This window comes from Nocardioides sp. LS1 (assembly GCF_003865225.1).
Lineage (GTDB): Bacteria > Actinomycetota > Actinomycetes > Propionibacteriales > Nocardioidaceae > Nocardioides > Nocardioides ginsengisegetis.
Genome location: NZ_BIFF01000006.1, coordinates 214,587 through 239,838, shown reverse-complemented (window position 1 = coordinate 239,838; position 25,252 = coordinate 214,587). Strand labels below are relative to the sequence as shown.

Annotated in this window: 26 protein-coding genes; 16 read left to right on the top strand and 10 right to left on the bottom strand. The window is 72.4% G+C overall.

Going from position 1 to position 25,252, the window contains the following annotated elements; all coding sequences use genetic code 11:
- Positions 1–5: 5 nt before the first annotated feature.
- Together cpaB and EJF31_RS18665 are read right to left on the bottom strand one after the other, a co-directional pair.
- The gene (gene cpaB / locus EJF31_RS18670) at positions 6–740 is read right to left on the bottom strand and encodes a Flp pilus assembly protein CpaB (protein ID WP_125038676.1); all 735 of its coding nucleotides are present in this window, start codon (positions 738–740) and stop codon (positions 6–8) included.
- 214 nt (positions 741–954) lie between these two features.
- Positions 955–2,745 (bottom strand): long-chain fatty acid--CoA ligase, encoded by a 1,791-nt coding sequence (locus tag EJF31_RS18665; RefSeq protein ID WP_125038675.1) that lies wholly within the window; start codon positions 2,743–2,745, stop codon positions 955–957.
- Positions 2,746–2,888: 143 nt separating this feature from the next.
- Here EJF31_RS18665 and EJF31_RS18660 point away from each other — a divergent pair, with 143 nt between their 5' ends.
- Genes EJF31_RS18660 through EJF31_RS18640 form a run of 5 tightly spaced genes read left to right on the top strand, consistent with a single transcriptional unit; the run spans position 2,889 to position 6,840 of the window.
- Positions 2,889–3,329: an SRPBCC family protein gene (locus EJF31_RS18660; RefSeq protein WP_125038674.1), complete on the top strand. Its 441-nt coding sequence runs from the start codon at positions 2,889–2,891 to the stop codon at positions 3,327–3,329.
- Positions 3,330–3,352: 23 nt separating this feature from the next.
- Complete coding sequence (locus EJF31_RS18655; protein WP_125038673.1) at positions 3,353–4,540, top strand: ArsA family ATPase; 1,188 nt, start codon at positions 3,353–3,355, stop codon at positions 4,538–4,540.
- Positions 4,537–4,941 carry a hypothetical protein gene (locus EJF31_RS18650; RefSeq protein WP_125038672.1) on the top strand — a complete coding sequence of 135 codons (405 nt, stop codon included), beginning with the start codon at positions 4,537–4,539 and terminating at the stop codon, positions 4,939–4,941. Before EJF31_RS18655 ends, EJF31_RS18650 begins: the two co-directional genes overlap by 4 nt.
- Positions 4,938–5,879, top strand: coding sequence for an ROK family glucokinase (locus tag EJF31_RS18645; RefSeq protein ID WP_125038671.1), 942 nt, complete (start codon positions 4,938–4,940; stop codon positions 5,877–5,879). Before EJF31_RS18650 ends, EJF31_RS18645 begins: the two co-directional genes overlap by 4 nt.
- Before the next feature lie 10 nt (positions 5,880–5,889).
- Positions 5,890–6,840 (top strand): ROK family protein, encoded by a 951-nt coding sequence (locus EJF31_RS18640; RefSeq protein ID WP_125038670.1) that lies wholly within the window; start codon positions 5,890–5,892, stop codon positions 6,838–6,840.
- Here the strand turns inward: EJF31_RS18640 and EJF31_RS18635 are convergent.
- Genes EJF31_RS18635 through EJF31_RS18625 form a run of 3 tightly spaced genes read right to left on the bottom strand, consistent with a single transcriptional unit; the run spans position 6,837 to position 9,329 of the window.
- Positions 6,837–8,081: a TIGR00300 family protein gene (locus EJF31_RS18635; RefSeq protein ID WP_125038669.1), complete on the bottom strand. Its 1,245-nt coding sequence runs from the start codon at positions 8,079–8,081 to the stop codon at positions 6,837–6,839. The two genes, EJF31_RS18640 and EJF31_RS18635, sit on opposite strands and share 4 nt — an antisense overlap.
- A gap of 18 nt (positions 8,082–8,099) precedes the next feature.
- Positions 8,100–8,504 carry a hypothetical protein gene (locus EJF31_RS18630; RefSeq protein WP_125038668.1) on the bottom strand — a complete coding sequence of 135 codons (405 nt, stop codon included), beginning with the start codon at positions 8,502–8,504 and terminating at the stop codon, positions 8,100–8,102.
- A gap of 51 nt (positions 8,505–8,555) precedes the next feature.
- Positions 8,556–9,329, bottom strand: coding sequence for a carboxylesterase (locus EJF31_RS18625; RefSeq protein ID WP_125038667.1), 774 nt, complete (start codon positions 9,327–9,329; stop codon positions 8,556–8,558).
- A gap of 106 nt (positions 9,330–9,435) precedes the next feature.
- Between EJF31_RS18625 and EJF31_RS18620 the strand changes: the two genes are divergently transcribed.
- Genes EJF31_RS18620 through EJF31_RS18595 form a run of 6 tightly spaced genes read left to right on the top strand, consistent with a single transcriptional unit; the run spans position 9,436 to position 14,263 of the window.
- On the top strand, positions 9,436–10,176 hold the full coding sequence (locus EJF31_RS18620; RefSeq protein ID WP_125038666.1) for a 1-acyl-sn-glycerol-3-phosphate acyltransferase: 741 nt from the start codon (positions 9,436–9,438) through the stop codon (positions 10,174–10,176).
- Positions 10,173–11,312, top strand: coding sequence for a MacS family sensor histidine kinase (gene macS / locus EJF31_RS18615; protein ID WP_125038911.1), 1,140 nt, complete (start codon positions 10,173–10,175; stop codon positions 11,310–11,312). The genes EJF31_RS18620 and macS overlap by 4 nt, the downstream gene beginning before the upstream one ends.
- On the top strand, positions 11,309–11,827 hold the full coding sequence (locus tag EJF31_RS18610; protein ID WP_125038665.1) for a flavin reductase family protein: 519 nt from the start codon (positions 11,309–11,311) through the stop codon (positions 11,825–11,827). Before macS ends, EJF31_RS18610 begins: the two co-directional genes overlap by 4 nt.
- 11 nt (positions 11,828–11,838) lie before the next feature.
- Positions 11,839–12,528, top strand: coding sequence for a response regulator transcription factor (locus tag EJF31_RS18605; protein WP_221767658.1), 690 nt, complete (start codon positions 11,839–11,841; stop codon positions 12,526–12,528).
- Positions 12,525–13,376 (top strand): arylamine N-acetyltransferase, encoded by an 852-nt coding sequence (locus EJF31_RS18600; RefSeq protein WP_125038664.1) that lies wholly within the window; start codon positions 12,525–12,527, stop codon positions 13,374–13,376. The genes EJF31_RS18605 and EJF31_RS18600 overlap by 4 nt, the downstream gene beginning before the upstream one ends.
- Positions 13,373–14,263, top strand: coding sequence for a hypothetical protein (locus tag EJF31_RS18595; protein WP_125038663.1), 891 nt, complete (start codon positions 13,373–13,375; stop codon positions 14,261–14,263). The genes EJF31_RS18600 and EJF31_RS18595 overlap by 4 nt, the downstream gene beginning before the upstream one ends.
- A gap of 33 nt (positions 14,264–14,296) precedes the next feature.
- On the opposite strand, the gene glpK is transcribed toward EJF31_RS18595, so the two are convergent.
- Together glpK and EJF31_RS18585 are read right to left on the bottom strand one after the other, a co-directional pair.
- Positions 14,297–15,766, bottom strand: a complete 1,470-nt coding sequence (gene glpK / locus EJF31_RS18590) for a glycerol kinase GlpK (protein ID WP_125038662.1) — start codon at positions 15,764–15,766, stop codon at positions 14,297–14,299.
- Entirely contained in the window at positions 15,763–16,602 is an 840-nt protein-coding gene (locus EJF31_RS18585) for a DUF1028 domain-containing protein (protein ID WP_125038661.1), read from the bottom strand. The genes glpK and EJF31_RS18585 overlap by 4 nt, the downstream gene beginning before the upstream one ends.
- Before the next feature lie 71 nt (positions 16,603–16,673).
- On the opposite strand from EJF31_RS18585, the gene EJF31_RS18580 reads away from it, so the two are divergent.
- Together EJF31_RS18580 and EJF31_RS18575 are read left to right on the top strand one after the other, a co-directional pair.
- Positions 16,674–17,921 (top strand): MFS transporter, encoded by a 1,248-nt coding sequence (locus EJF31_RS18580; protein WP_260430960.1) that lies wholly within the window; start codon positions 16,674–16,676, stop codon positions 17,919–17,921.
- Positions 17,922–18,034: 113 nt separating this feature from the next.
- Positions 18,035–19,063, top strand: coding sequence for a 6-phosphofructokinase (locus EJF31_RS18575; protein ID WP_125038660.1), 1,029 nt, complete (start codon positions 18,035–18,037; stop codon positions 19,061–19,063).
- 6 nt (positions 19,064–19,069) lie between these two features.
- Here EJF31_RS18575 and EJF31_RS18570 read toward each other — a convergent pair whose 3' ends face one another.
- Genes EJF31_RS18570 through EJF31_RS18560 form a run of 3 tightly spaced genes read right to left on the bottom strand, consistent with a single transcriptional unit; the run spans position 19,070 to position 21,178 of the window.
- Positions 19,070–19,744, bottom strand: coding sequence for a response regulator transcription factor (locus EJF31_RS18570; protein WP_221767656.1), 675 nt, complete (start codon positions 19,742–19,744; stop codon positions 19,070–19,072).
- Positions 19,741–20,952, bottom strand: coding sequence for a sensor histidine kinase (locus EJF31_RS18565; RefSeq protein ID WP_125038659.1), 1,212 nt, complete (start codon positions 20,950–20,952; stop codon positions 19,741–19,743). Before EJF31_RS18565 ends, EJF31_RS18570 begins: the two co-directional genes overlap by 4 nt.
- Before the next feature lie 7 nt (positions 20,953–20,959).
- Complete coding sequence (locus tag EJF31_RS18560) at positions 20,960–21,178, bottom strand: hypothetical protein (protein WP_185736345.1); 219 nt, start codon at positions 21,176–21,178, stop codon at positions 20,960–20,962.
- 216 nt (positions 21,179–21,394) lie between these two features.
- Here EJF31_RS18560 and EJF31_RS18555 point away from each other — a divergent pair, with 216 nt between their 5' ends.
- The 3 genes from EJF31_RS18555 to EJF31_RS18545 all read left to right on the top strand — a co-directional run bounded on the left by EJF31_RS18555 (position 21,395) and on the right by EJF31_RS18545 (position 25,249).
- Positions 21,395–22,852, top strand: a complete 1,458-nt coding sequence (locus EJF31_RS18555; protein WP_125038657.1) for an APC family permease — start codon at positions 21,395–21,397, stop codon at positions 22,850–22,852.
- 70 nt (positions 22,853–22,922) lie between these two features.
- Positions 22,923–24,257: a class II 3-deoxy-7-phosphoheptulonate synthase gene (locus tag EJF31_RS18550; protein ID WP_125038656.1), complete on the top strand. Its 1,335-nt coding sequence runs from the start codon at positions 22,923–22,925 to the stop codon at positions 24,255–24,257.
- Positions 24,254–25,249 (top strand): low specificity L-threonine aldolase, encoded by a 996-nt coding sequence (locus EJF31_RS18545; RefSeq protein WP_125038655.1) that lies wholly within the window; start codon positions 24,254–24,256, stop codon positions 25,247–25,249. The genes EJF31_RS18550 and EJF31_RS18545 overlap by 4 nt, the downstream gene beginning before the upstream one ends.
- The last annotated feature ends 3 nt before the right edge of the window (positions 25,250–25,252 follow it).

Sequence of the window (25,252 nt, the reverse complement as noted above, 5' to 3'; positions counted from 1 at the left end):
CCGGCCTACCTGAACAGGTTCAGCGCCGTGACGCCGGGACCCGGCTTCACGGTGCTGTCGGTCGTGAGCAGGGCGAAGGCCAGCTCGCCGTTGCCGGAGGCGAAGAGGACCTTCTGGGCGTCCTGCTGGTCGAGGGCGAGGGTGAGGAGCGTCCGGGGCAGCTGCTCGGTGGTCTGCGCGCCCGTCTGGTCGGTGGTGGTCGTCGACACCGGGGTGGTCGATCCGACGCCGAGCACGGTGACGCGGGGGAGGAGCATGCGGGTGAAGGCCTGGCCGCTGGTGGCGTCGGAGCCGTTGAGGAACACCGAGACCTGGGAGCCGGGGTTGACGAAGCCGGCCACGCGGGCCGGGTCGGTGAGGTTGACCGAGATCGCCATCTCGCCCTTGGGGATCTGCAGCGGTGAGGCCGCCTCGGCCTGCCCGCCGAACTTGCTGGCGATGATCTGCTCGCCGGGGTAGATCGCCGTGAGCGCCACGAGGCCGGTGAGGCTCTCGGTGCTGGTCTGGTAGCCGCTGAGGAGCTGGTCCTTGGGGACCGGCTGGAGTGCCAGCTTGCCGCCGGCCGAGGCCGCCTCGATGGTCTCGCCGGGGGAGATCACGGCGACGGCGCGGAGCACGTCGACGGTGTCGTACTGCTCGGCGGCGCGGGCGTCGGCTCCCCGGACGTAGAGGAAGACCAGGAGCGTGCCCAGTGTGGCCACGACCGCGGCGGCCACGAGGAGGATCCTGCGTCGGTCCATGGACGGCACCTTTCCGAAATGCCTAGGACCGCCAGGCACCCCATCTGCCGGTCCGGTCAGTCAATCCCTCCGGTGCCTCGCCCTCCCCGACGGTGCACCACGCGTCACTCTAGGAGACTTCCGCCGCTGGGAGGGAGGATTCCCGGCACTTTCGGTCGAGTGTCGTCCAGACCAAGATGGGGGAAATCCCCCCAACGGGCGAGATTGGCACCGATCACGACGGGTAGAGCGCTGCCACCTCGTCGCGGAACTCGCGCATCACCACGTTGCGCTTGAGCTTCAGGCTGGGGGTGAGCTGCCCGCCCTCCTCGGTCCAGCTGTCGGGGAGGATCGTGAACTTGCGGATCGCCTCGGCCTTCGACACGGCCTTGTTGGCCTCCTCGACCGCACCCTCGATCTCGCTGCGCAGGTCCGGGTCGTCGACCAGGTCGGCGATGCTGCCGCTCTTGCCGTGGGCCTCTGCCCACGCGGGGAACGACTCGGCGTCGATCGTCACCAGCGCAGCGATGAAGGGCTGTCCGTCACCGACGACCATGCACTGGTCGACCAGCGCGTGGGCGCGCAGCCGGTCCTCGAGCACCGCCGGAGCCACGTTCTTGCCGCCGGCGGTGACGATGATCTCCTTCTTGCGCCCGGTGATCCGGACGAAGCCCTCGTCGTCGACCTCGCCCACGTCGCCGGTGTGGAACCACCCGTCGCGTTCGAGCGCCTCGGCGGTGGCCTCCTCGTTCTCCCAGTAGCCGGCGAAGACCTGGCCGCCGCGGAACAGCAGCTCGCCGTCGTCGGCCACGCGTACGGCGGTGCCGGGGAGCGGCCGTCCGACGGTCCCGATCTTGGTGGCGTCGGGCAGGTTCACCGTCAGCGCCGCCGTGGTCTCGGTCAGGCCGTAGCCCTCGAGCACGGTCAGGCCGATGCCCCGGTAGAAGTGGCCGAGACGGTCGCCGAGCGGGGCGCCGCCGGACACGGCGTAGAGGCAGTTGCCGCCGAGCGCCTCGCGCAGCTTGCCGTAGACGAGCCGGGAGAACAGCGCGTGCTGGGCGCGGACGGCGATCGACGGCCGCCCCTTGTCCAGCCCCCGGCTGTAGGCGATGGCCGTCTCGGCGGCGCGGTCGAAGATCTTGCCCTTGCCGTCGGCGGTCGCCTTCTGGGAGGCGGTGTTGAACACCTTCTCGAAGACCCGCGGCACCGCGAGGACGAACGTCGGCTTGAACTCGCCGAGGTCGGCGACGAGGTTCTTGATGTCGGAGGAGTGACCCAGGCGGGTGCGCGACTTCACGCAACCGACCTGGATGATCCGCGCGAAGACGTGGGCCAGCGGCAGGAAGAGCAGCGTCGAGGCGCCCTCGGTCGCGAACAGCCGCTCGAGCTCGTCGACCGCGACGCCGAGCTCGAACATGAAGTTGCCGTGGGTGAGCATGCAGCCCTTGGGCCGACCGGTGGTGCCCGAGGTGTAGATCAGCGTGGCGAGGTCGAGGGGAGTGGTCGTCGTACGGCGCTTCTCCAGCTCCTCGTCGGCGACGTCGGCACCCAGCGAGACGAGCACCTCGACGGCGTTGTCGGTGATGGACCAGACGTGGATGAGCTGGTCGAGGTCGCCGCGCGCCTCGGTGACGCGGGCGGTGTGGTCGGGTCCCTCGGTCACGACGGCGCGGGCACCGGAGTCGCGCAGGATCCAGGCGATCTGCTCGGCCGAGGAGGTCTCGTAGACCGGCACGGTCACCGCCCCGGCGAACCAGATGGCGTAGTCGAGCAGCGTCCACTCGTAGCGTGTCTTGGAGATCAGCGCGACCCGGTCGCCCGCCTCGATGCCGGCGGCCATCAGCCCCTTGGCAACGGCACTCACCTCGGCGAGGAAGGTGGCCGCCGTGACGTCCTCCCAGGCGCCCGCGCGGTGACGGCTGAACACGACGGTGTCGGCAGCTTCCCGGGCGTTGGTCACCACGTCGTCGGTGAGGTTGCCGGTGGCCGGCACCTCGATCGTCAGGGGCGTGGAGAACTCACGCACGTTGCCTCCTGGGGGCGCGCCGGTGTGGGGATTCCGGGGCAGGTTACCGCTGCCAGCGAGACCCCGGTCATCCGGTACGCTCCCGGCCGGAGGCAACTCCTCCACCCCGTCTCCATCCCGTCCACTGCACCGAGGGGGCTCACATGGCCGAGCAGACGACGAGCTCGATCGTCATCGACGCCGCTCCGGACGCGATCATGGCCGTGATCGCCGACTTCGCCGCCTACCCGCAGTGGGCCAAGGGCGTCACGACCGCCGACGTGCGGTCCTCGGCCGCCGACGGCCGTGCCGAGCAGGTCTTCTTCGCCCTCGACGTGTCGCCGATCAAGGACGAGTACACCCTCGCCTACACCTGGGACGCCGACCGCCAGGTCACCTGGACCCTGGTCGAGGGCAAGATGCTGCGCGCCCTCGACGGTGCCTACGTCCTGCGTGACCTCGGCAACGGCTCGACCGAGGTCACCTACCGCCTCGCCCTCGACGTGTCGATCCCGCTGATCGGGATGCTCAAGCGCAAGGGCGAGAAGATCCTCATCGACACCGCGCTCAAGGGCCTGAAGAAGCGCGTCGAGTCGCTCGGCTGAGCGCCGACCGACCCCAGAAGACCGTGCGCATCCTCCTGTTCACCGGCAAGGGCGGGGTGGGCAAGTCCACCGTCGCGGCCGGTACGGCGGCGCTCGCCGCGGCGCGTGGGCACCGCACCCTGGTCCTCTCGACCGACGCCGCCCACTCCTTGGCCGACGCGTTCGGCCACGCCGTCGGCTCGGACCCGACCCCGGTGGCCGACAACCTCTTCGTCCAGCAGGTCGACGCCCAGCTGCGCTTCGAGCAGTCCTGGGCCGAGATCCAGCACTACCTCCTCAGCGTGCTCGACGTGGCCGGGGTCGACCCGGTGGCGGCCGAGGAGCTGACGGTCATCCCGGGCGCCGAGGAGGTGCTCGCGCTCCTCGAGCTGCGGCTGCACGCGCTCTCCGACGAGTGGGACGTGATCATCGTCGACTGCGCGCCGACGGCCGAGACCTTGAGGCTCCTCGCACTGCCCGAGGCGCTGGGCTGGTACATGCAGCGCGTGCTCCCCGTCGAGCGCCGCGTCGTCAAGGCGCTCAAGCCGGTGCTCCAGAAGGCTGCCGGCGTCCCGATGCCCGGGGACGGCGTCTTCGACGCGGTCGAGCGGCTGCACGCCGAGCTCGACGAGGTCCGCTCCCTGCTGTCCGGCCCGAACGCCAGCGTCCGGCTCGTGATGACGCCGGAGAACGTCGTGCTCGCCGAGGCCCGGCGCTCCTACACGACGCTGTCGCTCTACGGCTACCGCGTCGACGGCGTCGTGGCCAACCGCGTCTTCCCGGCCGACGGCGCCGACGACTGGCGCGCCGGCTGGGTGATGGCCCAGGACGACGTGCTCGCCCAGGTCGCGCAGTCCTTCGCCGGGCTGCCCGTCTGGCGCTCGGTCTACCGCCCCGGCGAACCGGTCGGGGTCGAGGCGCTGGCCGCGCTCGCGACCGACGTGTACGGCGAGGACGACCCGTTGGCACCGCCGCGGGGGGAGGGCCCCTTCCGGGTCACCCGGACGACGTCCGGCGCGGTGCTGCACCTCTCCCTTCCGTTCGTCTCGCGGGCCGAGGTCGATCTCGCGCGGAACGGCGACGAGCTCGTCGTGACCGTGGGGTCGTATCGTCGTCTCCTCACGCTGCCCGCCGGGCTGGCGCGGCACCGGGTCGCCGGCGCGCGCGTCGACGAGGGCGAGCTGCGCGTGAGGTTCCAGGAGCACGAGCGAGCCGAGGAGGCACTGACGTGACGCAACCGCCCGACGGTGACGACGCGGTCGGCAGCGTCTCCGACGAGGCCGCGAAGCTCTTCGGCGCCCTCTCCGACTGGGCACGCGACCAGGGCTCCGACCTCGGACACGGCCTCTCCGGCCTGGCCGACCACGCGGCCTCGGCGGCGCGTGAGGTCAACGAGCACCTCGCCACCGGCTCGGCCGAGTGCACCTACTGCCCGATCTGCCGCACCGTGCACGTCGTACGCCAGGCCAGCCCGGAGGTGCGCGCCCACCTGGCGACCGCCGCCTCCTCGCTGCTGCAGGCCGCGATCGGTGCGCTGGCGACGGCGGTGCCCGACGATGCCCGGACCCCCGGGCGCGGCACCGGGGTGGAACGGATCGATCTGGACGACGAGCCCGAAGGGGAAGACTCATGACGCTCGCCTGTGGCGTGGACGTCGGTGGCACGAAGATCGCCGGTGGTGTGGTCGACGAGGACGGCACCGTCCTGGAGGAGCTGCGCGTCGAGAGCCCGGCCACGGACTCCGAGGCGATCGAGGAGGCCATCGCCGGCCTGGTCGCCGAGCTGGGCTCCCGGCACGAGATCGCGACCGTCGGGGTGGGCGCGGCCGGCTACATCGACAAGGCCCGCGCGGTCGTGATGTTCGCCCCCAACATCGCCTGGCGCAACGTCGACCTCAAGTCCGAGCTCGAGGCGCGGGTCAAGCTGCCCGTCGTGGTCGAGAACGACGCCAACGCGGCCGCGTGGGGCGAGTTCACCTACGGCGCCGGGCACGACGTCGACGACCTCCTGCTCGTCACGGTCGGCACCGGGGTCGGCGGCGGCGTGGTGCTCGACGGCGCGCTCTACCGGGGCGCGTTCGGGGTCGGCGCCGAGATCGGTCACATGCGGGTCGTGCCCGACGGCATCCTCTGCGGCTGCGGCAACCACGGTTGCTTCGAGCAGTACGCCTCCGGTTCGGCACTGGTCCGCGAGGCCCGCTCGGCCGCGCGGGGCGGCTCGCTGCTCGCCCGCGGCCTGCTCGACCGCGCCGGCGGCGACGTCGACCAGATCAGCGGCCCGCTCATCACCGAGGCGGCCCGGGACGGCGACGCGTTCGCCGTCGAGCAGCTCGCCCACCTCGGCAAGTGGCTCGGCGAGGGCATCGCCTCCCTGACGGCGATCCTCGACCCGGCCGTGGTCGTCATCGGCGGTGGGGTGAGCGAGGCCGAGGACCTGCTGCTGGACCCGATCCGCGCGTCGTTCTCCGCCCAGCTGACCGGTCGCGGCCACCGCCCCGCCCTGGAGATCCGCAAGGCCCGCCTGGGCAACCGGGCCGGCATGATCGGCGCCGCCGACCTCTCGCGGCGCTGACGCGGCACGCATGGGTGTCTTCATCGGGGTCGACGTCGGCGGCACGAAGGTGCTCGCCGCCGTCGTGTCCGCCTCCGGCGAGGTCGTGCGCACCGCCCGCCGCTCCACGCCCGGTCGCCGGGTCGACGCGGCCCTGGTCGAGGACGCCCTGACCGCCGCCGTCGAGGACGTCGCGGCGGGGGAGACCGTCGAGGGCGTCGGGATCGCGGCGGCCGGCTTCGTCGACGCCGAGGGTGCCCGCGTCATGTTCGCCCCGCACCTGCCCTGGCGCGGTGAGCACGTGCGCGACCGGCTGGCCGAGCGTTGGGGGACCACCGTCGCGCTCGACAACGACGCCAACTGCGCCGCTCTGGCCGAGGTGACGTACGGCGCCGGGCGCGGCGCCAGCGACGTCGTCATGGTGACGCTCGGCACCGGCATCGGTGGCGCCCTCGTGCTGGGCGGCCGGGTGCACCGCGGCCGCAACGGCATGGCGGGGGAGTTCGGCCACATGCAGGTCGTGCCCGACGGCCAGCCCTGTGAGTGCGGCAACCGCGGCTGCTGGGAGCAGTACTCCAGCGGCAACGCCCTCGTCCGCTTCGCCCGGGCCCGGATCGGTCACGAGCCGACGGTGCTCGAGGAGCTCTGCCACGGCAACCCCGACCTGCTGATGGGCCCGATGGTGACCGACGCCGCCGAGGCCGGCGACCTGGTCGCGCGCCAGGCGTTCGGCTCCGTGGGCGAGTGGCTGGGTGTCGGGGTCGCCAACCTGGTCGCGGCGTTCGACCCCGACTGCGTCGTCGTGGGCGGCGGCGTGTCCGCGGCCGGCGACCGGTTGCTGGAGCCCGCCCGCAGCGCCCTGGTCCGCTCGCTGGTCGGCGGCGGCCAGCGCGTCGTACCCCCGCTGGTGCGGGCCGCACTGGGCCCGGAAGCGGGCGTGGTCGGCGCGGCCGACCTCGCCCGTGCGGCGGCTCGAGGCTAGGCCCGGCGGTAGTCCGGGACCAGCTCGATCGCGAGCTGCTCGAGGAACAGCCCCACGTCGGTGACGATGCCGCGTGCCTGGGAGGACCCGCGGTCGGCGAGCTTGGTCACCGTGGCGGGGTTGATGTCCACGCAGACCAGCGGGATCGAGGCGGGCAGGATGTTGCCGGTCGCGACCGAGTGGAGCATGGTCGCCACCATCAGGCAGAAGCCGACGTCGGGCAGTGCGGCGCGCATCGCGCGCTGGCCCTCGATGACGTCGGTGTAGACATCCGGGAGCGGGCCGTCGTCGCGGACCGAGCCGACCAGCACGAACTCCTTCCCGTGCTTGACGAGCGCATGCATGATGCCGCCGGTCAGCACGCCGTTGTCGACGGCGTTGCGGATCGAGCCCTGCTTGCGGATCGTGTTGAGCGCGCGGATGTGGTGCTCGTGGCCGTGCTCGACGCCACGACCCTGGGCGAGGTCGACGCCCAGCGACGTGCCGTAGAGCGACGACTCGATGTCGTGGGTGGCCAGCGCGTTGCCGGCGAAGAGGACGTCGACGAAGCCGGCGTCGACCATGGCGACCATCGCGGGCGCCGCGCCGGTGTGGACCACACCCGGGCCGCCGACCCACAGGACCTTCTTGCCGGCCGCCTTGGCCTCGAGCATGCCCTCGGCGACCTGGCGCACCAGCACCGCCTGCGGCTTCTCCGAGGAGACGTCGGACTCCATGAAGCCGAACGACTCGGAGCTCTTGTCGACGATCGGCACCTGGACCCGGATGCCGGAGGCGCCGGTCACCACCGACATCCCGACGCGTACGTCGCTCATCGGCAGCGTGATCACCCGCGTGATCTCGCCGGCCTCGTCGTGCTCGACGACGAGGCCGCAGTCCATCTCGGGGTTGGCCACGTCGACCCACCGGCCGCCGAGCCGGACCTTGGTCGCGAGGTTGGTGGTGGAGTAGAAGCCGTCGGGGAAGACGCCGTCGAGGTCGCACACGGCCACCTCGGCCTGGCCGGGGTCGACCTGGTTGACCCCGCGCGTCTGCAGGCGCATGAGCAGCCGCTGCAGCGACGGGTCGTCCTCGGCGGTCACGGTGATGGTGGCCTTCGACGTGTCGACGGCCTCGTGGCCGACCACGAACTTGTCGATGACGTAGTCGCCGCCGTACTCCCGGATGTCGTCCAGGATGCGGCTCAGGATGCCGCTGTCCATCAGGTGGCCGGTGACCTCGACGGTCTCGCTCTCACTCACGCCCCGCACCTTAGCCAGTCAGAGGCGCGAGCCGTCGTCCCAGGGGTCCCGTGGGCCACGCGGCATCTGGGCGACGAGGTAGAGGAAGCCGCCGACGAACGCGCCGACCAGCAGGAAGCTGATGAAGCCGGGCAGGTGCAGGCCGAAGACCATCGCGACCAGCAGCACGGCGGGCGACGCGAAGACCCCCAGCCAGGCGGCCACGCGGTCCGGTGTCGTGCGCGGCAACGGCGGCGGGGGAGGCGGCACGAAGCGGTCCTCGTCCTGGCGCGCGTCGGGCGCCGGCTCCTCGTCCTCGTCGTCGTACGACGACCACGCGGCGGCCGGTTCCTCGACGGGAGCGGTCTCGCGCTCGATCTCGGGACGGTCGCCGTAGTTCTCGACGATCGCGCGCCAGGCGTCGTCGTCGCTGTCGGGCTGCACCTGATGAGCGTAAGTGGTGGTGCCAACCCCCACCAATGCCGCCCGCTGGGCCTACGGGGCCGTGACCTTGGCGATGAACGCCGCGGACTCCTCGAAGATCTGCGGGGCGTCGTTGTCGATCGTGGCCACGTGGTAGCTCTCGCCCAGGCTGCGCTCGGTGATCTCGCGGGAGGACACCTTGCTGGTGATCAGCGGCTGCGAGAGGTCGTCGACGACGTGGTCGACCGTGGAGCGGAAGTAGAGGAGCGGAGCGGTGATCCTCGGCAGGTCCGGCACGAGCGCGGCGAAGCCCTGCATCATCGAGTGCGCCGCGCGCAGCGGGGTCTTGGCGTAGCCGTGCTCCTCGACGCCCGGCTTCTTGATGTCGTTGGCGATGCCCGGGAACGACGGCACGAGGTGCTTGAGGACGGGCAGCAGCTTGACGTCGAAGCGGCGGGTGCCGACGGCGGGGTTGACCACGACCACACCGGCGAGCCGGTCGGGGTGGTCGGCGGCGAGCCGCAGCACCAGGGCGCCGCCCATCGACAGGCCGCACGCGACGACGGCGTCGTTCTCGGCGACCAGCTTGTCGAAGGTGCGCGACACCTCGCCGTACCAGTCGGCCCAGGTCGTCTTGTTGGCGTCCTGCCAGCTCGTGCCGTGGCCGGGCAGCCGCGGCACCTCCACGGCGTACCCCTGCTCGGCGAGGTACTCGCCCCAGGGCTTCATCGACGCCGGCTGGCCCGTGAAGCCGTGGCTCAGCAGCACGCCGATGCGGCGTCCTCCGGTGAGCTCGGGACGAGCGGCGACCGAGAGCGGGTGGGCCAGGGGGTGCACGTCCGTCATGGCGCAGATTGTGCACGAGCGGAGCCCGTCTGTCCCGGGAGTCCGCGCTAGGCTTCGGCCGACAGGTCGGCGAGCGCGCTACAGGGGTCTTCAGAAGGGTCGTTCGGTGTTCTACTGGTTCCTGAAGTGGGTGGCACTCGGGCCCTTGCTGCGGGCGGTCTTCCGGCCTCGGGTGGAGGGTGCCCAGCACGTCCCCGCCGAGGGTCCGGCGATCCTGGCGAGCAACCACCTCTCGTACGCCGACTGGCTGTTCATGCCGCTCACGCTGCCGCGCCGCGTCACCTTCGTCGCGAAGGCGGAGTACTTCACCGGCACCGGCATCAAGGGCTGGCTGCAGAAGACGTTCTTCTCAGGCTCGGGCCAGGTGCCGATCGACCGGTCCGGCGCGGACGCCGCCGCCGGCGCGCTGCTGTCGGCCAAGCGGGTGCTGGGCGACGGAGGCCTGTTCGGGATCTACCCCGAGGGCACGCGCTCCCACGACGGCAAGCTCTACCGCGGCAAGACCGGCGTCGCGCGGCTCGCCCTGGAGACCAAGGTCCCCGTGATCCCGGTCGCCGTCGTCGGCACCGACGTCGTGGCGCCCCCCGGCAAGAAGTTCGGGTCGTTCACGCGTCCGGTCGTGCGCTTCGGCAAGCCCCTGGACTTCTCCCGCTACGAGGGCATGGAGAACGACCGCTACATCCTCCGCTCGATCACCGACGAGATCATGTACGAGATCATGCGGCTCTCGGGCCAGGAGTACGTCGACATGTACGCCACCCGCGCCAAGGAGGAGTCCAAGCGCGCGGAGAAGGAGCGCGTGGAGAAGGAGGCGGCCGCGGCCGCCGACGCGAAGAAGGCGTCCTGACCGGGGTCCCCTCCGCTGCCCCGTCGGCCGCCGTCGTCGAGGACCGGCTCTTCCGCGCCCTCGCGGTGCTCCGCGTCGTCGTCCTCCTCAACGCGGTCGCGCTCAACCTCTACCGCGCCGACAACTTCGACTATCCGGCTGCCGGTGTCGCGACCGTGGCGTTCATGGTCGCGTGGACGACCGCCGCCCTGTGGCTGTACGACGCCCACCGCCGCCGCACCGCGCCGTTGCTGGTCGCCGACCTGGCGGTCGCCGTCGTGCTCGTCCTGCTGTCGCCGGTGATCAAGGGGCCGGACATGCAGGCCACCGTCCCGGGCTTCTGGGTGATGGGGCCGCTCCTCGCCTGGGCGCTGCACTGGCGCTGGCGGGGCGGGCTCGTGGCCGCGGTGGTGCTCTCGGCCTGCGACCTCTCGGTCCGCTCGCACTTCACCCAGGGCACCTACGGCAACGTCTTCCTGCTGATGATCGGCGGGCCGATCGTCGGGTTCCTGAGCGCCTCGCTCGTGCAGATGGCCGAGGAGCGCGACACCGCCGAACGCGCCGCCGCGGCCGCCGCCGAGCGGGCCCGGCTGGCCCGGGCGGTCCACGACGGGGTGCTCCAGGTGCTCGCCCTCGTCCAGCGTCGAGGAGCCGAGCTGGGCGGCGAGGCCGCCGAGCTCGGTCGGCTGGCGGGGGAGCAGGAGTCGGCACTGCGCACACTTATCCGACGCCAGGACGCCGTCACCACGCCCACCCCTCCCGCCACCCTGGACCTGGCCGCCGAGCTCGCCCGGCTCGCCTCACCCCGCGTCAGCGTCGCCGGTCCGGGATCGCCGGTGCTGCTCCCGGCCGCCACCGTCGGCGAGCTGGTGGCCACGGCCCAGGCCTGCCTGGACAACGTCGCCGTCCACGTCGGCCCCGACGCGCCGGCCTGGGTGCTGCTCGAGGCCCTGCCCGGTCGGGTGGAGCTGTCCGTGCGCGACGAGGGCCCCGGCATCCCCGCCGGCCGTCTCGAGGCCGCCGAGCGCGAGGGCCGGCTCGGCGTGGTGGAGTCGATCCGCGGGCGGGTCGCCGACCTCGGCGGCACCGCCACCCTGAGCACCGGCTCGTTCGGCACCGAGTGGGAGCTCGCCGTCCCCGTGGAGGAGACCCCATGACGATCCACGCCGGCCACCCCTTCGCCGACCCCGACCCCGATCCCGTACGCCGCCTCCGCGGTCGGCTCGGCGGCGCCGTCACCCTCTGGACCGCCGGCGAGGGGTCCGGGCGCGCCGGCCTGACCGTGTCGTCGCTGATGGTGGCCGGGGGTGAGCCCGGCCGCGTGCTCGCCCTGCTCGACCCCGACTCCGACCTCGTCGACCGGCTGGGGGAGACCGGCCGGGGCGTCGTACAGCTGCTGGCGTGGGAGCACCGCGACCTCGCCGAGGCGTTCGCCGGCACCGCGCCCGCGCCGGGCGGCCCGTTCCGCACCGGCACGTTCGAGCAGACCGCGTGGGGTCCGCGGCTCACCGACGCGACCTCGTGGGCCGGGGTCGTCCTCGAGTCGGCGACCACCGTCGGCTGGTCCGCGCTGGTGACCTGCACGCTCGAGCACGTCGAGCTGGGCGACGAGGGCGTGCCGCTCGGCCACCGCCGCGGCCGCTACCTGCGGCTCGGTCCGGACCTCCTCTAGGGTCTGCGGGCATGGAGACGGGGATCCGGGTGATGGTGGTCGACGACCACCCGATGTGGCGGGACGCGGTCGAGCGCGACCTGCAGGCCGCTGGCTTCGACGTGGTCGCGGTCGCGGCCAACGGCAGTGAGGCCCTGGCCCGCTTCCCCGCGGCCCGGCCGCAGGTCGTGGTGCTGGACCTGCAGATCCCCGAGCCCAACGGCGTGGCGGTGACGGCCGAGGTGGTCCGCCAGGACCCGTCGGCCCGCGTGCTGATCCTGTCGGCGTCGGGCGAGCAGGCTGACGTGCTGGAGGCGGTCAAGGCGGGCGCGACCGGCTACCTCGTGAAGTCGGCCTCCCGCGAGGAGCTGATCGCCGCGGTGCTCCGGGTGGCCGAAGGTGACACGGTCTTCACGCCGGGCCTGGCCGGTCTGGTGCTGGGGGAGTTCCGCCGGCTCGTCGGCGGCGCCGAGCCCCGCGACCCGGGCGTCACGGCGGACCCGGCGAAGCCCGAGCTCACCGATCGCGAGACCGAGGTGCTCAAGATGGTCGCGAAGGGGATGTCCTCCCAGGCGATCGCCGACCGCCTCGTCATCTCGCACCGCACCGTCCAGAACCACGTCCAGAACACCCTCCGCAAGCTGCAGATGCACAACCGGGTCGAGCTCACCCGCTACGCGATCGAGCAGGGGCTCGACGACGACGAGGAGCCCGGCCGGTGACCGGCACCGCGGCGTACCTCCACCGGATCGGGGACCGGGCCCTGCCGCCGACGCTCGAGTCGCTGCGGCTGATCCACCGCCACCACCTGGGGCACGTGCCCTACGAGAACCTCGCGATCATGCTCGGCCAGCCGCCCTCGGTGGACCCGCAGGCATGCCTCGAGCGCGTGGTCGAGCACGGCCGCGCGGGCTACTGCTTCCACCAGAACGGTGCGCTCGAGGTGGTGCTGCGCGATCTCGGGTATGCCGTCGAACGTCGCCACGGCCACGTCTGGACCGACGAGTCCCAGCGCTTCGCGGGCACGCTCAACCACCTCGTGCTGCTGGTCACCGGGCTCCCGACCGACGACAACCCGGACGGTCGCTGGTGGGTCGACGTCGGGCTGGGCGACGCGTTCCTCGAGCCGTTGCCGGTCATCGAGGGCGAGCACGTCCAGTCCGGGTTCCGCTACACCGTCGGCGACGTCACGCCCGACGGCTGGTCCTTCCGCCACGATTCGGCTGGCTCGTTCACCGGCATCGAGGTGAGCACCCTCTCGACCGAACCGGCAGCGGTGCTCGCCTCGCACGCCGAGCTGTCGAGCCCGCCCGACGGCCACTTCGCCCAGCTCCTCGTGGTCCAGCGCCGCGACGCGACCGGCGTGGACGTCGTACGCGGCTGTGTGCGGTCGCGTGTCGAGGCGACCGGCACCACGCAGACCACGCTCGAGACGTACGACGCGTGGCGGTCCGCGCTGACCGACGACCTCGGGCTCGCGCTCGATGACGTCGACGAGGACGACCTGCGGGGGCTGTGGGAGCGGTCCCTGGTCTCGCACCGGGCGTGGGTCGAGGCGGGCCGGCCATGACCGAGTCGCTGCTGGGCGTCGCCGACGAGCTCTACGGCCTCGGCCTCGCCGAGTTCACACCCGCGCGGGACGCCCGGGCCAAGGCGCTCAAGGGCGAGGACGCCGTCCTGTCCAAGGCCGTCAAGGCGCTCAAGAAGCCGTCGACCGCGGCGTGGGTCGTCAACGTGCTGGTGCGCCACGAGACCGAGCAGGTCGAGCAGGTGCTCGCGATGGGCGCCGCCCTCCGCGAGGCACAGGCCGCCATGTCCGGCGACGACCTGCGCACCCTCACCCGCCAGCGCCGCCAGCTGACCGCGGCGGTCACCACGCAGGCGCGGGGCGTGGCGGCGAGCCTCGGCATGAAGGTGACCCAGGCCGTCGCCGACCAGGTCGAGCTGACCCTCACGGCCGCCATGGTCGACGAGAACTGCTCCGCCGCCGTCCGCAGCGGCCTCCTCGTCACCGCCCTCGCCACGACCGGCCTCGCCGCGGAGGACCCGACCCTGTCCGTCGCCGTGCCCGAGGCCCTCGGCTTCGCCGCCACCGCCCACGAGGCCGCGCCCGACGGCCGCCCCGACCTGCACGTCGTCGCCGATCCCGACGCCGACGAGAAGGCCCGCGCCGCCGCCCAGGAGCTCCTCGACGACACCGAGGCCGACCTCGAGCGCGCCACCGCTGCGCTCACCGAGACCTCCGGCGCCGTCGAGGCCCTCGAGGCCCGCACCATGCAGCTCCAGGCCGAGATCGACGAGCTCCGCCGTCAGCTGGCCAGGCTTGAGTCCGCCGCCGAGGACACCGACGACGAGCTGGCCGACGCCGAGGACGCGCGCAGCGAGGCGCAGGCCGCGGTCCGTGAGGCCACGCGCGCCCGTGATGCCGCGCGGAAGGCTCTCGACAAGCTCTCCTGATCGGGTCGGCGCCGGCAGTTGCGCCGACTCGACCTACGCCCAGGCCTTGGAGCGCTCCACGGCGTCGATCCAGCGACGGTGCGCGGCGTCGGCGGCGTCCCGGTCACCACCAGGGGAGAACGACCGGTCCAGCTGCCAGGTCGCACGCAGGTCGTCGGTCGAGTCCCACACGCCGGTGCCGAGGCCGGCGAGGAAGGCCGCGCCGAGGGCGGTGGTCTCGACGAGCTTCGGCCGCTCGACGGGCACGCCGATCTGGTCGGCCTGGATCTGGCAGAGCAGGTCGTTGGCCGCGGCACCGCCGTCGACGCGGAGCGAGGAGAGGGCGGCCGGCATGGTCTCCAGCACGTCGCGGACCTCGAAGGCGATCGCCTCGAGGGTGGCCCGGACGATGTGCCCGCGGGTGGTGCCCCGCGTCAGGCCGATGATCAGGCCGCGGGCGTGCGGGTCCCAGTGCGGAGCGCCGAGCCCGGTCAGGGCCGGCACGAAGACGACGCCCTCGGTGTCCGGCACGGTGGCGGCGATGGCGGCGGTCTCGGCCGCGGACCCGACGATCTGCAGGCCGTCGCGCAGCCACTGCACGGCCGCGCCGGTCACGAAGATCGCGCCCTCGAGCGCGTAGGTCAGCTCGCCCGACGGCGAGCGCCAGGCCGCCGTCGACAGCAGGCCGGCCGAGGAGCGCTCGAGCGACGTCCCGGTGTTGGTGAGGATGAACGACCCGGTGCCGTAGGTGCACTTGGAGTCGCCCACGTCGAAGCAGGTCTGCCCGAACAGCGCCGACTGCTGGTCGCCGGCGATGCCCGCGATGGGGAGCGACAGGTCGAGGAAGGTGCGGGGGTCCGACACCGCGATCTCGCCCCACGACGGCACGAGCTCGGGCAGCGCGTCGCGGGGGACGCCGAAGAGACCGCAGAGCTCGTCGCTCCAGTCGCCGGTCGTGAGGTCGAACAGCAGCGTGCGCGAGGCGTTGGAGACGTCGGTGACGTGATAGGTGCCGCGGGTCATCCGGGCGATGAGATAGGAGTCGACGGTGCCGATGGCGTAGCGCCCCGACGACACCAGCGCCCACGTGTGCGGCTCCTGCTCGGCGAGCCACATCAGCTTGGTGCCCGAGAAGTAGGGGTCCAGCCGCAGTCCGGTGACCTCGGTGACCCGCTCCTCGTGCCCGGCGTCCTTCAGGCGCGTGCAGATGTCGGCCGTACGCCGGTCCTGCCACACGATCGCCCGCCGGGGCGAGCCGAGCGTCTCGCGGTCCCAGAGCAGGATCGTCTCGCGCTGGTTGGTGATGCCGATCGCCGTCAGCTCGGAGCGGTCGACCTTCGTCAGCACCTCGCGCACGGCCTCGAGCGTGGCCTGCCAGATCTCCTCCGGCGCGTGCTCGACCCAGCCGGGCTTGGGGAAGTGCTGGGCGAACTCCTGGTAGCCCTTGGCCGCGATCCGCCCGTCGGGCGTGACGACGACCGCGGTGACGCCGGTGGTGCCGGCGTCGATCGCGAGGACGCTCATGCGGAGGCCTCCTCGGCCCGCAGGATCGCGAGCACCTTCTCGTCGACCCACGACCCGTCCGCGGCGACCCGCATCTCGTAGTTGCCGGACCCGACCCACGCGCGGAAGTCGCGGTGCCCCAGCGCGGTGGCGCGCTCCTCGAGCTCCCGCTCGAGCTCCGGCGTCACGACCACCTTCTCCTCCTCGGTCGAGGCGGTCAGGTAGAGGTCGTTGAGCTCGAGCAGCCGGGCCAGCTCGGTCACGGGGTCCCCGCCACACGACGCAGCGTCGTCGATGCGCAGGTCGACGGCGATGTCGTCCAGGCCGCCGTACCCCGCCCCGTCCTGTACGACGAGGAGCGCGGCGGACTGCCGCCCCCGGCGGTCGCCTCCCGCCTCGTCGCCGGCGGCGAGCGCGGCCAGCAGCCGGCGGGCGAGCGGAGCGTCGTCGTCGGAGTTCTCCCAGGCCGCCTGCATGGCGTCGACGACCTCCTCGCCGACCAGGATGTTGCCCTGGATGGCGTAGCCGTCGCCGGTGATGCTGCCGGCCCAGTCCAGGCAGGCACTGCCGGTGTGGCTGGCCGCGCCGCCGTCGATGTCGACGATGCCGACCTGGCGGTGGTCGCGCTGGTCGTCCTCCTCCAGCAGGCGCTGCAGGGCGATCTCGGCGGTGGCGCCGTCGTCGAGGTGGGAGAGGGCGAGTCCCTTGTAGGCGACGTTCGCGTCGGCCTGGGTGGCGATGGCGCCGACCTGGGCCACCGCGGCCGGCACGCACGAGCCGACCGCGAGGAACTTCGAGGCGACGGCGACTCCCCAGGACTCTCCGTCGGCGGACCGGGCGACGATCGAGAAGGTCATGGCGCGCAGACTAGCGACCCCGGGGCTCGTCGAGTTGCGTTGAAGTCGGGTTGAAGTTGGAGGATGTGCCCGTGCCGCACCTCCTCGACCGTCTCGGGTTCCCCTCCGTGGGCGAGCATCGCCGCTTCGTCACCGCCATCGCCGTCGACGCGATCGGCAGCGGCGTGTTCATGCCGGTCTGCATGCTCTACTTCCTCGTCACCACCGACCTGACGCTCGTGCAGGTCGGCGCGATCATCTCGATCGCCTCCGCCGTCTCGCTCCCGGCCGGCCCGCTGCTCGGCGGGCTCGTGGACCGGTGGGGCGCCAAGCACCTGCTGCTCGCCGGCAACGCGCTGCAGGGCATCGGCTACGCGGCGTACCTCGTCACCGACTCGTTCTGGACCGTCACCGCCTGGACGGTCGTGATCACGATCGGGCGCACGGCGTTCTGGGGCTCCTACGGCAACATCGTCGCGGCGATCTCGGTGCCGGGGGAGCGGGAGAAGTGGTTCGGCTTCCTCGGAGCACTGCGCAACGTCGGCTTCGCCCTGGGCGGCCTGCTTTCGGGCCTGGCCATCACGATCGGCACGCAGTCCGCGTTCGCCGCGGTCGTGGTCGCCAACGCGGTGTCGTACGCCGTCGCGTTCGGGCTCCTGCTCGCGGTGCCGCCGACGGCGCGCAGCGGCCACCGCTCGCAGGCCGGCGCGTGGGGGACGGTGCTGCGCGACGGCCCCTACCGGCTGCTGTGGATGACCCAGCTGGTGTTCTCGACGTCGATGATGGTGCTCAACTTCGCGATGCCGGTCTACGCCACGACCGTGCTCGGCCTCCCGGGCTGGGTCACCGGCGCGGTCTTCACGCTCAACACCGTGATGGTCGGCTTCGGCCAGGGCTTCGCGGTCCGCGCGATGACGGGGGCGGTGCGCTGGCGGGTGCTGCTGCTCGCCAACGGGGTCTTCGCGGCGTCCTTCCTCCTGATGCTGGGGGCCTCGCGGGTCGGGGTCGTGCTGGCTATGACCGTGGTGCTCGTCGGGTCGGCGGTCTACACGCTCGGTGAGCTCTTCGGCGGGCCGGTGCACGGCGCGCTCTCGGCCGAGGCGGCGCCCGAACACCTGCGGGGTCGCTACCTCTCGTTGATCCAGCTCGCCTGGAACCTCGCCGGGACCATCGCGCCGCTGGCGTTCGCCTGGCTGCTCGAGCGCGGGCCGAGCACCCTCTGGCTGGGGCTCCTCGTCGTCTCGGTGGCCGGAGCGCTCCTCGCCGTACGCCTCGGTACGGCGCTGCCGGCGGCGGCCGCGCGGGTCACCAACAAGGCCGAGGAGCCGGTCCCCGCCTGACCGCCCGGTCCCGACCACGGCGTGGTCCTCTCTGGTCACGTCGGGTGACGCGCACTACAGTCGAGTCGCCCTTGAACGATCCAATTCCCGAACCCACTTCCTCAGGAGCTGGCATGCGCGTCGGAGTACTCACCGGAGGCGGGGACTGCCCCGGCCTGAACGCCGTCATCCGGGCGGTGGTCCGCAAGGGCGTGCGCCAGCACGGCTTCGAGTTCGTGGGCTACCGCGACGGCTGGCGGGGCCCGCTCGAGGGCGCGACGATGGAGCTCGGCGTCGAGCAGTGCCGCGGGATCCTGCCCCGCGGCGGCACGATCCTGGGGTCCAGCCGCACCAACCCCTTCAAGATCGAGGGGGGCGTCGAGCGGATCAAGGAGAACCTCGCCCGGGACGGCGTGGAGGCGCTCGTCGCGATCGGCGGCGAGGACACCCTCGGCGTCGCGACCAAGCTGGCCGACCTCGGCGTCAACGTCGTCGGCGTGCCCAAGACGATCGACAACGACCTCTCCGGCACCGACTTCACCTTCGGCTTCGACACCGCGGTCAACATCGCGACCGAGGCCATCGACCGGTTGCACACCACCGCCGAGTCCCACCACCGCGTCCTCGTCGTGGAGGTGATGGGCCGCCACGCCGGCTGGATCGCGCTGCACTCCGGGATCGCCGGTGGCGCCAGCGCCGTCCTGATCCCCGAGCAGCCCTTCGACATCGACGCGCTCTGCGCCCACGTCGAGACGCGCTTCAAGACCAAGTACGCCCCGATCATCGTGGTCTCCGAGGGCGCCGTCCCCGCCGAGGGCGGCGACATGACGCTGGTGTCGGGGGAGAAGGACGCCTTCGGCCACGTCCGCCTCGGTGGCATCGGCGACCGGCTCGCCCACGAGATCGAGAACCGCACCGGCAAGGAGGCCCGCGCGGTCGTCCTGGGCCACATCCAGCGCGGCGGCACGCCCACGGCGTTCGACCGGTGGCTGGCCACCCGCTTCGGCCTCCAGGCGATCGACGCGGTCGCCGAGGGCGACTTCGGCACGATGATGGCGCTGCGCGGCACCCGCATCGTGCGCGTCCCGCTCATCGAGGGCACCGGCGAGCTCAAGCTCGTCAGCGACGAGGAGTACGCCGAGGCGCAGGTCTTCTTCGGCTGAGCACCCTCACTGCCAGCGCGGGTCGCCGAGCCGGCGCTCGAGCCCCAGCTCCCGGGCCCGTTCGACCGCCTGTTCGCGGTCGGTGACGCCGAGCTTGGCGAAGATGTTGGTGATGTGGTTGCGCACCGTCTTGGCGCTCACCACGAGCTCGCGGGTGATCTCGGCGTTGGTGCGGCCGGCCACGATCAGCGAGAGCACCTCGGTCTCCCGCTCGCTGAGCCCGGCCACGTGCCGGGGTGTGTCGCCCCTGGCGCCGCTCAGCAGGTCGGCGAGGCGGTCGGCGAGCTGGGCACCCACGACGAGACCGCCGGCGACGACGGTGCGGAGTGCGCCGAGGATCTCGTCCTGGTCGGCGCCCTTGAGCAGGTAGCCGCGGGCGCCCGCCTCGAAGGCGGCCCGCAACGCCAGCTCGTCCTCGTACATCGTCAGCACCAGCACCGCGCCCGGGAACCCGTCAGCGCGCAGAGACCGGGTCACGCCGATCCCGTTGCCGTCGCCGAGGTTCAGGTCGAGCAGGACCACGTCGGGGGTGGTGGCGGCGACGGTCGCGAGCGCGTCGGCCGCGCTGGTCGCGGTGCCGCAGACCTCGACGTCGGGCGCGTCCTCGAGGCAGGACACGATCCCGCGCAGGAACACCGGGTGGTCGTCGACCGCCACGACCCGCATCGGCCGGCCGTTCACGAGCCCGTCCCGGCGGCGACGGGCACCGGCAGCCGGGCCGTCAGCGACGTCCCACCCGGTGCGCTGGACAGCGTGAGGGACCCGCCGACCTCCTCGGCCCGGGTCCGCATCGAGTCCAGGCCGTTGCCGCCGGGTCGGTCCGCCACCCCGCCGCAGCCGTCGTCGACGACGCGCAGCACCAGGTCGGGCCCGTCCAGCCCCACCTCCAGGCGGGTGTGGGTCGCCCGCGCGTGCCGGGCCACGTTGGTCAGCGCCTCCGCCCCGATCCGGAAGGCCGCCACCTCGACCGCGGCCGGCAGCGGCCGGGGCACGTCGCCCTGCACCTCGACCGGGCAACCCGTCCGCTGCTGGAAGGAGGAGGCCAGCTGCTCGAGGGCGCCGACCAGGCCGACCTCGTCGAGCAGGGGCGGCCGCAGCCCCTCGACCACGCGGCGCACCTCGTCGAGCAGGTCGGTCAGGTCGGCCCGGACGTCGTGCAGCAGGGCCTGCGCCCGGGCCGGGTCGCGGGTCACCGCGCGCTCGGCCGACTCCAGGCCCAGGGCGATGCCCGCCAGGGTGGGGCCGACGCCGTCGTGGATCTCGCGCCGCAGTCGCCGACGCTCGTCCTCGCCCGCGGCCACCAGGGTCTCCCGCGCGGCGCGCAGCTCCTCGGTGAGGCGGGCCGCGTGCAGCACCAGTCCGAGCTGGGCGGCGGCCGCTCGGAGCAACCGCTCGTCGCGCCCGTCGAGGGGTTGGCCGCGGCGGGCCGCCCGGAGCTCTCCGAGGTCGGTGCCCGCGTGCCGGATCGGGAAGGAGCGGTCCTCGACGTACGCCGTCCCGAGCTCGAGCAGCACCTCGGCCCCGCCGTCGTCGCGGACGACGGCGGCGACGTGGGTGAGCCGCAGGGTGTCGGCGAGCGCCTCGAGCAGGGCCCGTGGTGCGGCGGCCCCGTCGGTGTCCTCCAGCGGCCGGGCGAGCCGGGCCGTGGCGACCGCCGGGTCGGCGCGGGACCCGTAGAGCAGCCAGTCGACGAGGCGGTGCAGCCGGGTGCCGAAGGCCTCGATGACGAGCACCAGGATGACGGCGGAGCCGATGACCTGCTCGTTGGTGCCGGAGTACTCCCGGAGCACCGGGACGGCGAAGGTGACCGCCGCCAGCGCGACCAGGGCGAACAGGAGCGTGTAGAGGATCCTGTGCAGCGAGGCCTCGAGCAGGCGGCGGAGGTTCATGGCCGGGTCAGTGGAGGGCTCGGCGTCGCCCTGCGGACTGGACCGCCACGACGATCGCGAGGACCACGAAGAGCAGCGCGGTCAGCAGGAAGCCGAACCAGCCGAAGGCGCTGATGTAGTACCAGGCGCCGCTGGTGTCGTCGGCGCCGGGCGCGGAGAGGGCGAACAGGCCGATCGCGACGGCGGCGACGACGGCGAGGACGCGGGCGGGGTGCTGGCGGAGCATGGGATACCTCCTGGGTCGGGTCCGGCCCGGTGCCGGACACGTCCAGCGTCGTGCGAGTGCGGTCCCGAAGTCATGGGACTCGTGCTCCCAGTGTGGTCCCGTTCCGGGGACCTTGTCGTCGGTTTCGGCGACCGTTCCCGACCGCTGGAGTCAGGCTGTTGGCAGGTTGTCTGGCACGATGTCGCGGACCTGACCCCTCGGACACGGAGGCCATCGATGGCCAGCAGCACGACCGAAACGCTCGACGTCAACGGACCCGAACCCGACCTCAAGCGGGTGATGGGACCCAAGCTCCTGCTCCTGTTCATCGTCGGCGACATCCTCGGTGCGGGCGTCTACGCCGTCACCGGCGAGATGGCGCTGGAGGTGGGCGGGATCGTCTGGGTGCCGTTCCTCGTGGCCTTCGGCGTGGCCACCCTGACGGCGCTGTCCTACCTCGAGCTCGTCACGAAGTACCCCCAGGCCGCGGGCGCCGCGCTCTACACCCACAAGGCGTTCGGCCTGCACTTCGTCACGTTCCTCGTGGCGTTCGCCGTCGTCTGCTCGGGCATCACCAGCGCCTCGACGTCCTCCAACCTGCTCGCGACCAACCTGCTGGCGGGCTTCGACGCGATCGGCTGGCACGTGCCGCAGGGCAACAACGCGATCACTGTGGTGGCGCTGCTGTTCATGCTGCTGCTCGCCGCGATCAACCTGCGCGGCGTCGGCGAGAGCGTGAAGTTCAACGTCGTGCTGACCCTCGTCGAGATGGCCGCGCTGGTCATCGTGATCGGCATCGGCTTCTCGGTGATGGCCAAGGGCGACGCCGACATGGGCCGGATCGTGGCCTTCCAGTCCGGCTCGGACCGCGGTGTCTTCCTCGCGGTCACCGTCGCGACCGCGATCGCGTTCTTCGCGATGGTCGGCTTCGAGGACTCGGTCAACATGGTCGAGGAGACGCAGGACCCCGAGAAGGTCTTCCCCCGGATCATGCTCACCGGTCTCGGCATCGCGGTGATCTTCTACGTCCTGGTCGCCGTCTCGGTCATCGCGGTGATCCCCGAGGGGCAGATCGAGAGCGTTGTGGCCGACGAGGGCAAGGTGCTGCTCAACGTCGTCCAGCTCGGCGCCCCCGGTATCCCGATCGACAAGGTCTTCCCGTTCCTCACGGTGGTGGCCGTGGCCAACACCGCGCTGATCAACATGCTGATGGCCTCGCGCCTGCTCTACGGCATGGCCAACCAGGACGTGCTGCCGCGCTCGCTCGGCAAGGTGCTCCCCGGACGCCGTACGCCGTGGGCCGGCATCCTCTTCTCCACCGTCCTCGCGCTGGTGCTGATCGTGGTCGTGACCTACCAGGCCGAGACCACCGTCATCGGCGCCCTGTCGGGCACCACCGCGCTGCTGCTCCTGTGCGTGTTCGCGGTCGTCAACGTGGCGTGCATCGTCCTGCGCCGCGACACCTCGACGGAGAGCAAGTTCCGGGCTCCCGCCTGGGCGCCACTCCTGGGTTCCGTGTGCTGCCTCTACCTCGCCGGCCCGTGGGCCCGCGACAGCGAGGACTGGGTGCAGTACAAGATCGCCGGCGGCATGCTGCTGGTCGGGATCGTGCTCTGGGCGCTGACCTGGGCCACCAACCGCGGCGTCCGCGCGCAGAAGACCGGTTTCCGCGACATCGAGCACCTCGAAGACTGACGGAGGAGTGATCGTCTCGGTCGCGGTCGCCCGGGTCCGGGCGGCCGCGACCGACGCGTAGGCTGGCTCGGTGAGCATCCCTGACCTCGCGAGCCTGCACGCCCTCGGCCCGGCCCAGCAGCCGACCTACCCCGACCAGGGGGCCGTCGACGCCGCCGTCGCGCGACTCCGCACCGCGCCGCCGCTCGTCTTCGCCGGTGAGTGCGACGACCTGAAGGCGAAGATCGCGGCGGTGACCCGCGGCGAGGCGTTCCTGCTCCAGGGCGGCGACTGCGCCGAGACCTTCGCCGGCGTGACCGCCGACAACGTCCGCAACAAGCTGCGGGTGCTGCTCCAGATGGCCGTCGTGCTGACCTACGCCGCGTCCGTGCCGGTCGTGAAGGTGGGCCGGATCGCCGGCCAGTACGCCAAGCCCCGCTCCAGCGACCTCGAGACCCGGGACGGCGTGACCCTGCCGGCCTACCGGGGCGACGCCGTCAACGGCTTCGACTTCACCGAGGCCGCGCGGATCCCCGACCCGCAGCGACTCGTCGACGTCTACAACTCCTCCGCCGCGACCCTCAACCTCGTGCGCGCCTTCGTCACCGGCGGCTACGCCGACCTGCGCCAGGTGCACACCTGGAACACCGACTTCGTGCGCGAGTCCCCGGTCGGCCAGCGCTACGAGGAGATGGCCTCCGAGATCGAGCGGGCGCTGACCTTCATGAAGGCGATCGGCGCCGACCCCGACGAGTTCCACCGGGTCGACTTCCACTCCAGCCACGAGGCGCTGGTCCTGGAGTACGAGCACGCCATGACCCGCGTCGACTCGCGCACCGACACGCCGTACGACGTCTCCGGCCACTTCGTGTGGATCGGGGAGCGGACCCGCCAGCTCGACAACGCCCACGTCGAGCTGCTCAGCCACATCAAGAACCCCATCGGGGTGAAGCTCGGGCCGACGACCACGCCGGACGACGCGCTGGCCCTGGCCGCCAAGCTCAACCCGCACAACGAGCCCGGCCGCCTGACCTTCATCACCCGCTTCGGTGCCGGCAAGATCCGCGAGGGCCTCCCGCACCTGGTGGAGAAGGTCAACGCCGCCGGGGTCGAGGTCGCGTGGGTCTGCGACCCGATGCACGGCAACACCTTCGAGGCGTCGTCCGGCTACAAGACGCGCCGCTTCGACGACGTGATCGAGGAGGTCCAGGGCTTCTTCGACGTGCACCGCGCGCTCGGCACCTGGCCCGGCGGCGTGCACGTCGAGCTGACCGGCGACGACGTCACCGAGTGCGTCGGTGGCGGCGAGGAGCTGCTCGAGGCCGACCTCGGCGGCCGCTACGAGTCGGTCTGCGACCCGCGGCTCAACCGGGTCCAGTCCCTCGAGCTGGCGTTCCTCGTGGCCGAGATGCTCCGCAAGGCATGATCGACCTCCGCAGCGACACCCTGACCCGCCCGACCGAGTCGATGCGCGCCGCGATGGCGCACGCCGAGGTCGGCGACGACGTCTACGGCGAGGACCCGACGGTCCGGGCCCTCGAGGACCGCGTGGCGGGCCTGTTCGGCCACGAGGCGGCGCTGTTCATGCCGACCGGCTCGATGGCCAACGTGCTGGCCGTCCGCTCGCTGGTCGCCCCCGGCCAGGAGGTGCTCTGCGAGTCGCGCGCCCACATCGCGCGGGCCGAGCTCGGCGCCCACGGTGCCTACTCCGGCATCACGATGCGGACCTGGATCAACGCCCGGGGCCAGGTCGACCTGCCGGTCATCCGCGACCTCTTCGCCCCCGACATGGGGCCCTTCTTCGTGCCCACGGCGGCGATCTCGGTCGAGAACACCCACAACTTCGCCGGCGGCGCGGTCCTCCCGCTGGCCGACCTGCAGGACCTCCGCGAGTTCGCCACCGGCGTCGGCGCCGCCGTCCACATGGACGGCGCCCGGATCTGGAACGCCCACGTCGCGACCGGCGTCCCGCTCGCCGAGTACGGCGCGGTCGCCGACGTCCTGGCGGTCTGCCTCTCCAAGGGCCTGGGCGCCCCCGTCGGCTCGCTGATGGTCGGCTCGGCCGACGCGATCGCCGAGGCCCGCATCTGGCGCAAGCGGATGGGCGGCGGCATGCGCCAGACCGGCATCCTCGCCGCGGCCGGGCTGCACGCCCTGGACCACCACGTCGAGCGGCTCGCCGACGACCACGCCCACGCCAAGCTGCTGGCCGAGGCGGCCGGCACGGACCCGGCCACCGTCGACACCAACATCGTCGTCGTCGAGCGCAGCGACGCGGCGGCGTTCGTGGCGGCGGCCCGTGAGGGCGGCGTGCTCGTCGCCCCGGTCGGGCCCACCGCCGTACGCCTCGTCACGCACCTCGACATCACCCGCGACGACGCCGAGAAGGCCGCGGCGGTGTTCGCGAAGATCGCCTGACAA

What these genes read in the sequence shown, in the direction of transcription:
- cpaB (WP_125038676.1), bottom strand. Translation starts at nt 740, where the DNA reads ATGGACCGACGCAGGATCCTCCTCGTGGCCGCCGCGGTCGTGGCCACA.
- EJF31_RS18565 (WP_125038659.1), bottom strand. Translation starts at nt 20,952, where the DNA reads ATGAACCTCCGCCGCCTGCTCGAGGCCTCGCTGCACAGGATCCTCTAC.
- glpK (WP_125038662.1), bottom strand. Translation starts at nt 15,766, where the DNA reads ATGAGCGTCCTCGCGATCGACGCCGGCACCACCGGCGTCACCGCGGTC.
- EJF31_RS18560 (WP_185736345.1), bottom strand. Translation starts at nt 21,178, where the DNA reads ATGCTCCGCCAGCACCCCGCCCGCGTCCTCGCCGTCGTCGCCGCCGTC.
- EJF31_RS18640 (WP_125038670.1), top strand. Translation starts at nt 5,890, where the DNA reads ATGGGTGTCTTCATCGGGGTCGACGTCGGCGGCACGAAGGTGCTCGCC.
- EJF31_RS18645 (WP_125038671.1), top strand. Translation starts at nt 4,938, where the DNA reads ATGACGCTCGCCTGTGGCGTGGACGTCGGTGGCACGAAGATCGCCGGT.
- EJF31_RS18555 (WP_125038657.1), top strand. Translation starts at nt 21,395, where the DNA reads ATGGCCAGCAGCACGACCGAAACGCTCGACGTCAACGGACCCGAACCC.
- EJF31_RS18605 (WP_221767658.1), top strand. Translation starts at nt 11,839, where the DNA reads ATGGAGACGGGGATCCGGGTGATGGTGGTCGACGACCACCCGATGTGG.
- EJF31_RS18545 (WP_125038655.1), top strand. Translation starts at nt 24,254, where the DNA reads ATGATCGACCTCCGCAGCGACACCCTGACCCGCCCGACCGAGTCGATG.
- EJF31_RS18660 (WP_125038674.1), top strand. Translation starts at nt 2,889, where the DNA reads ATGGCCGAGCAGACGACGAGCTCGATCGTCATCGACGCCGCTCCGGAC.
- EJF31_RS18625 (WP_125038667.1), bottom strand. Translation starts at nt 9,329, where the DNA reads ATGACGGACGTGCACCCCCTGGCCCACCCGCTCTCGGTCGCCGCTCGT.
- EJF31_RS18585 (WP_125038661.1), bottom strand. Translation starts at nt 16,602, where the DNA reads ATGACCTTCTCGATCGTCGCCCGGTCCGCCGACGGAGAGTCCTGGGGA.
- EJF31_RS18575 (WP_125038660.1), top strand. Translation starts at nt 18,035, where the DNA reads ATGCGCGTCGGAGTACTCACCGGAGGCGGGGACTGCCCCGGCCTGAAC.
- EJF31_RS18595 (WP_125038663.1), top strand. Translation starts at nt 13,373, where the DNA reads ATGACCGAGTCGCTGCTGGGCGTCGCCGACGAGCTCTACGGCCTCGGC.
- EJF31_RS18610 (WP_125038665.1), top strand. Translation starts at nt 11,309, where the DNA reads ATGACGATCCACGCCGGCCACCCCTTCGCCGACCCCGACCCCGATCCC.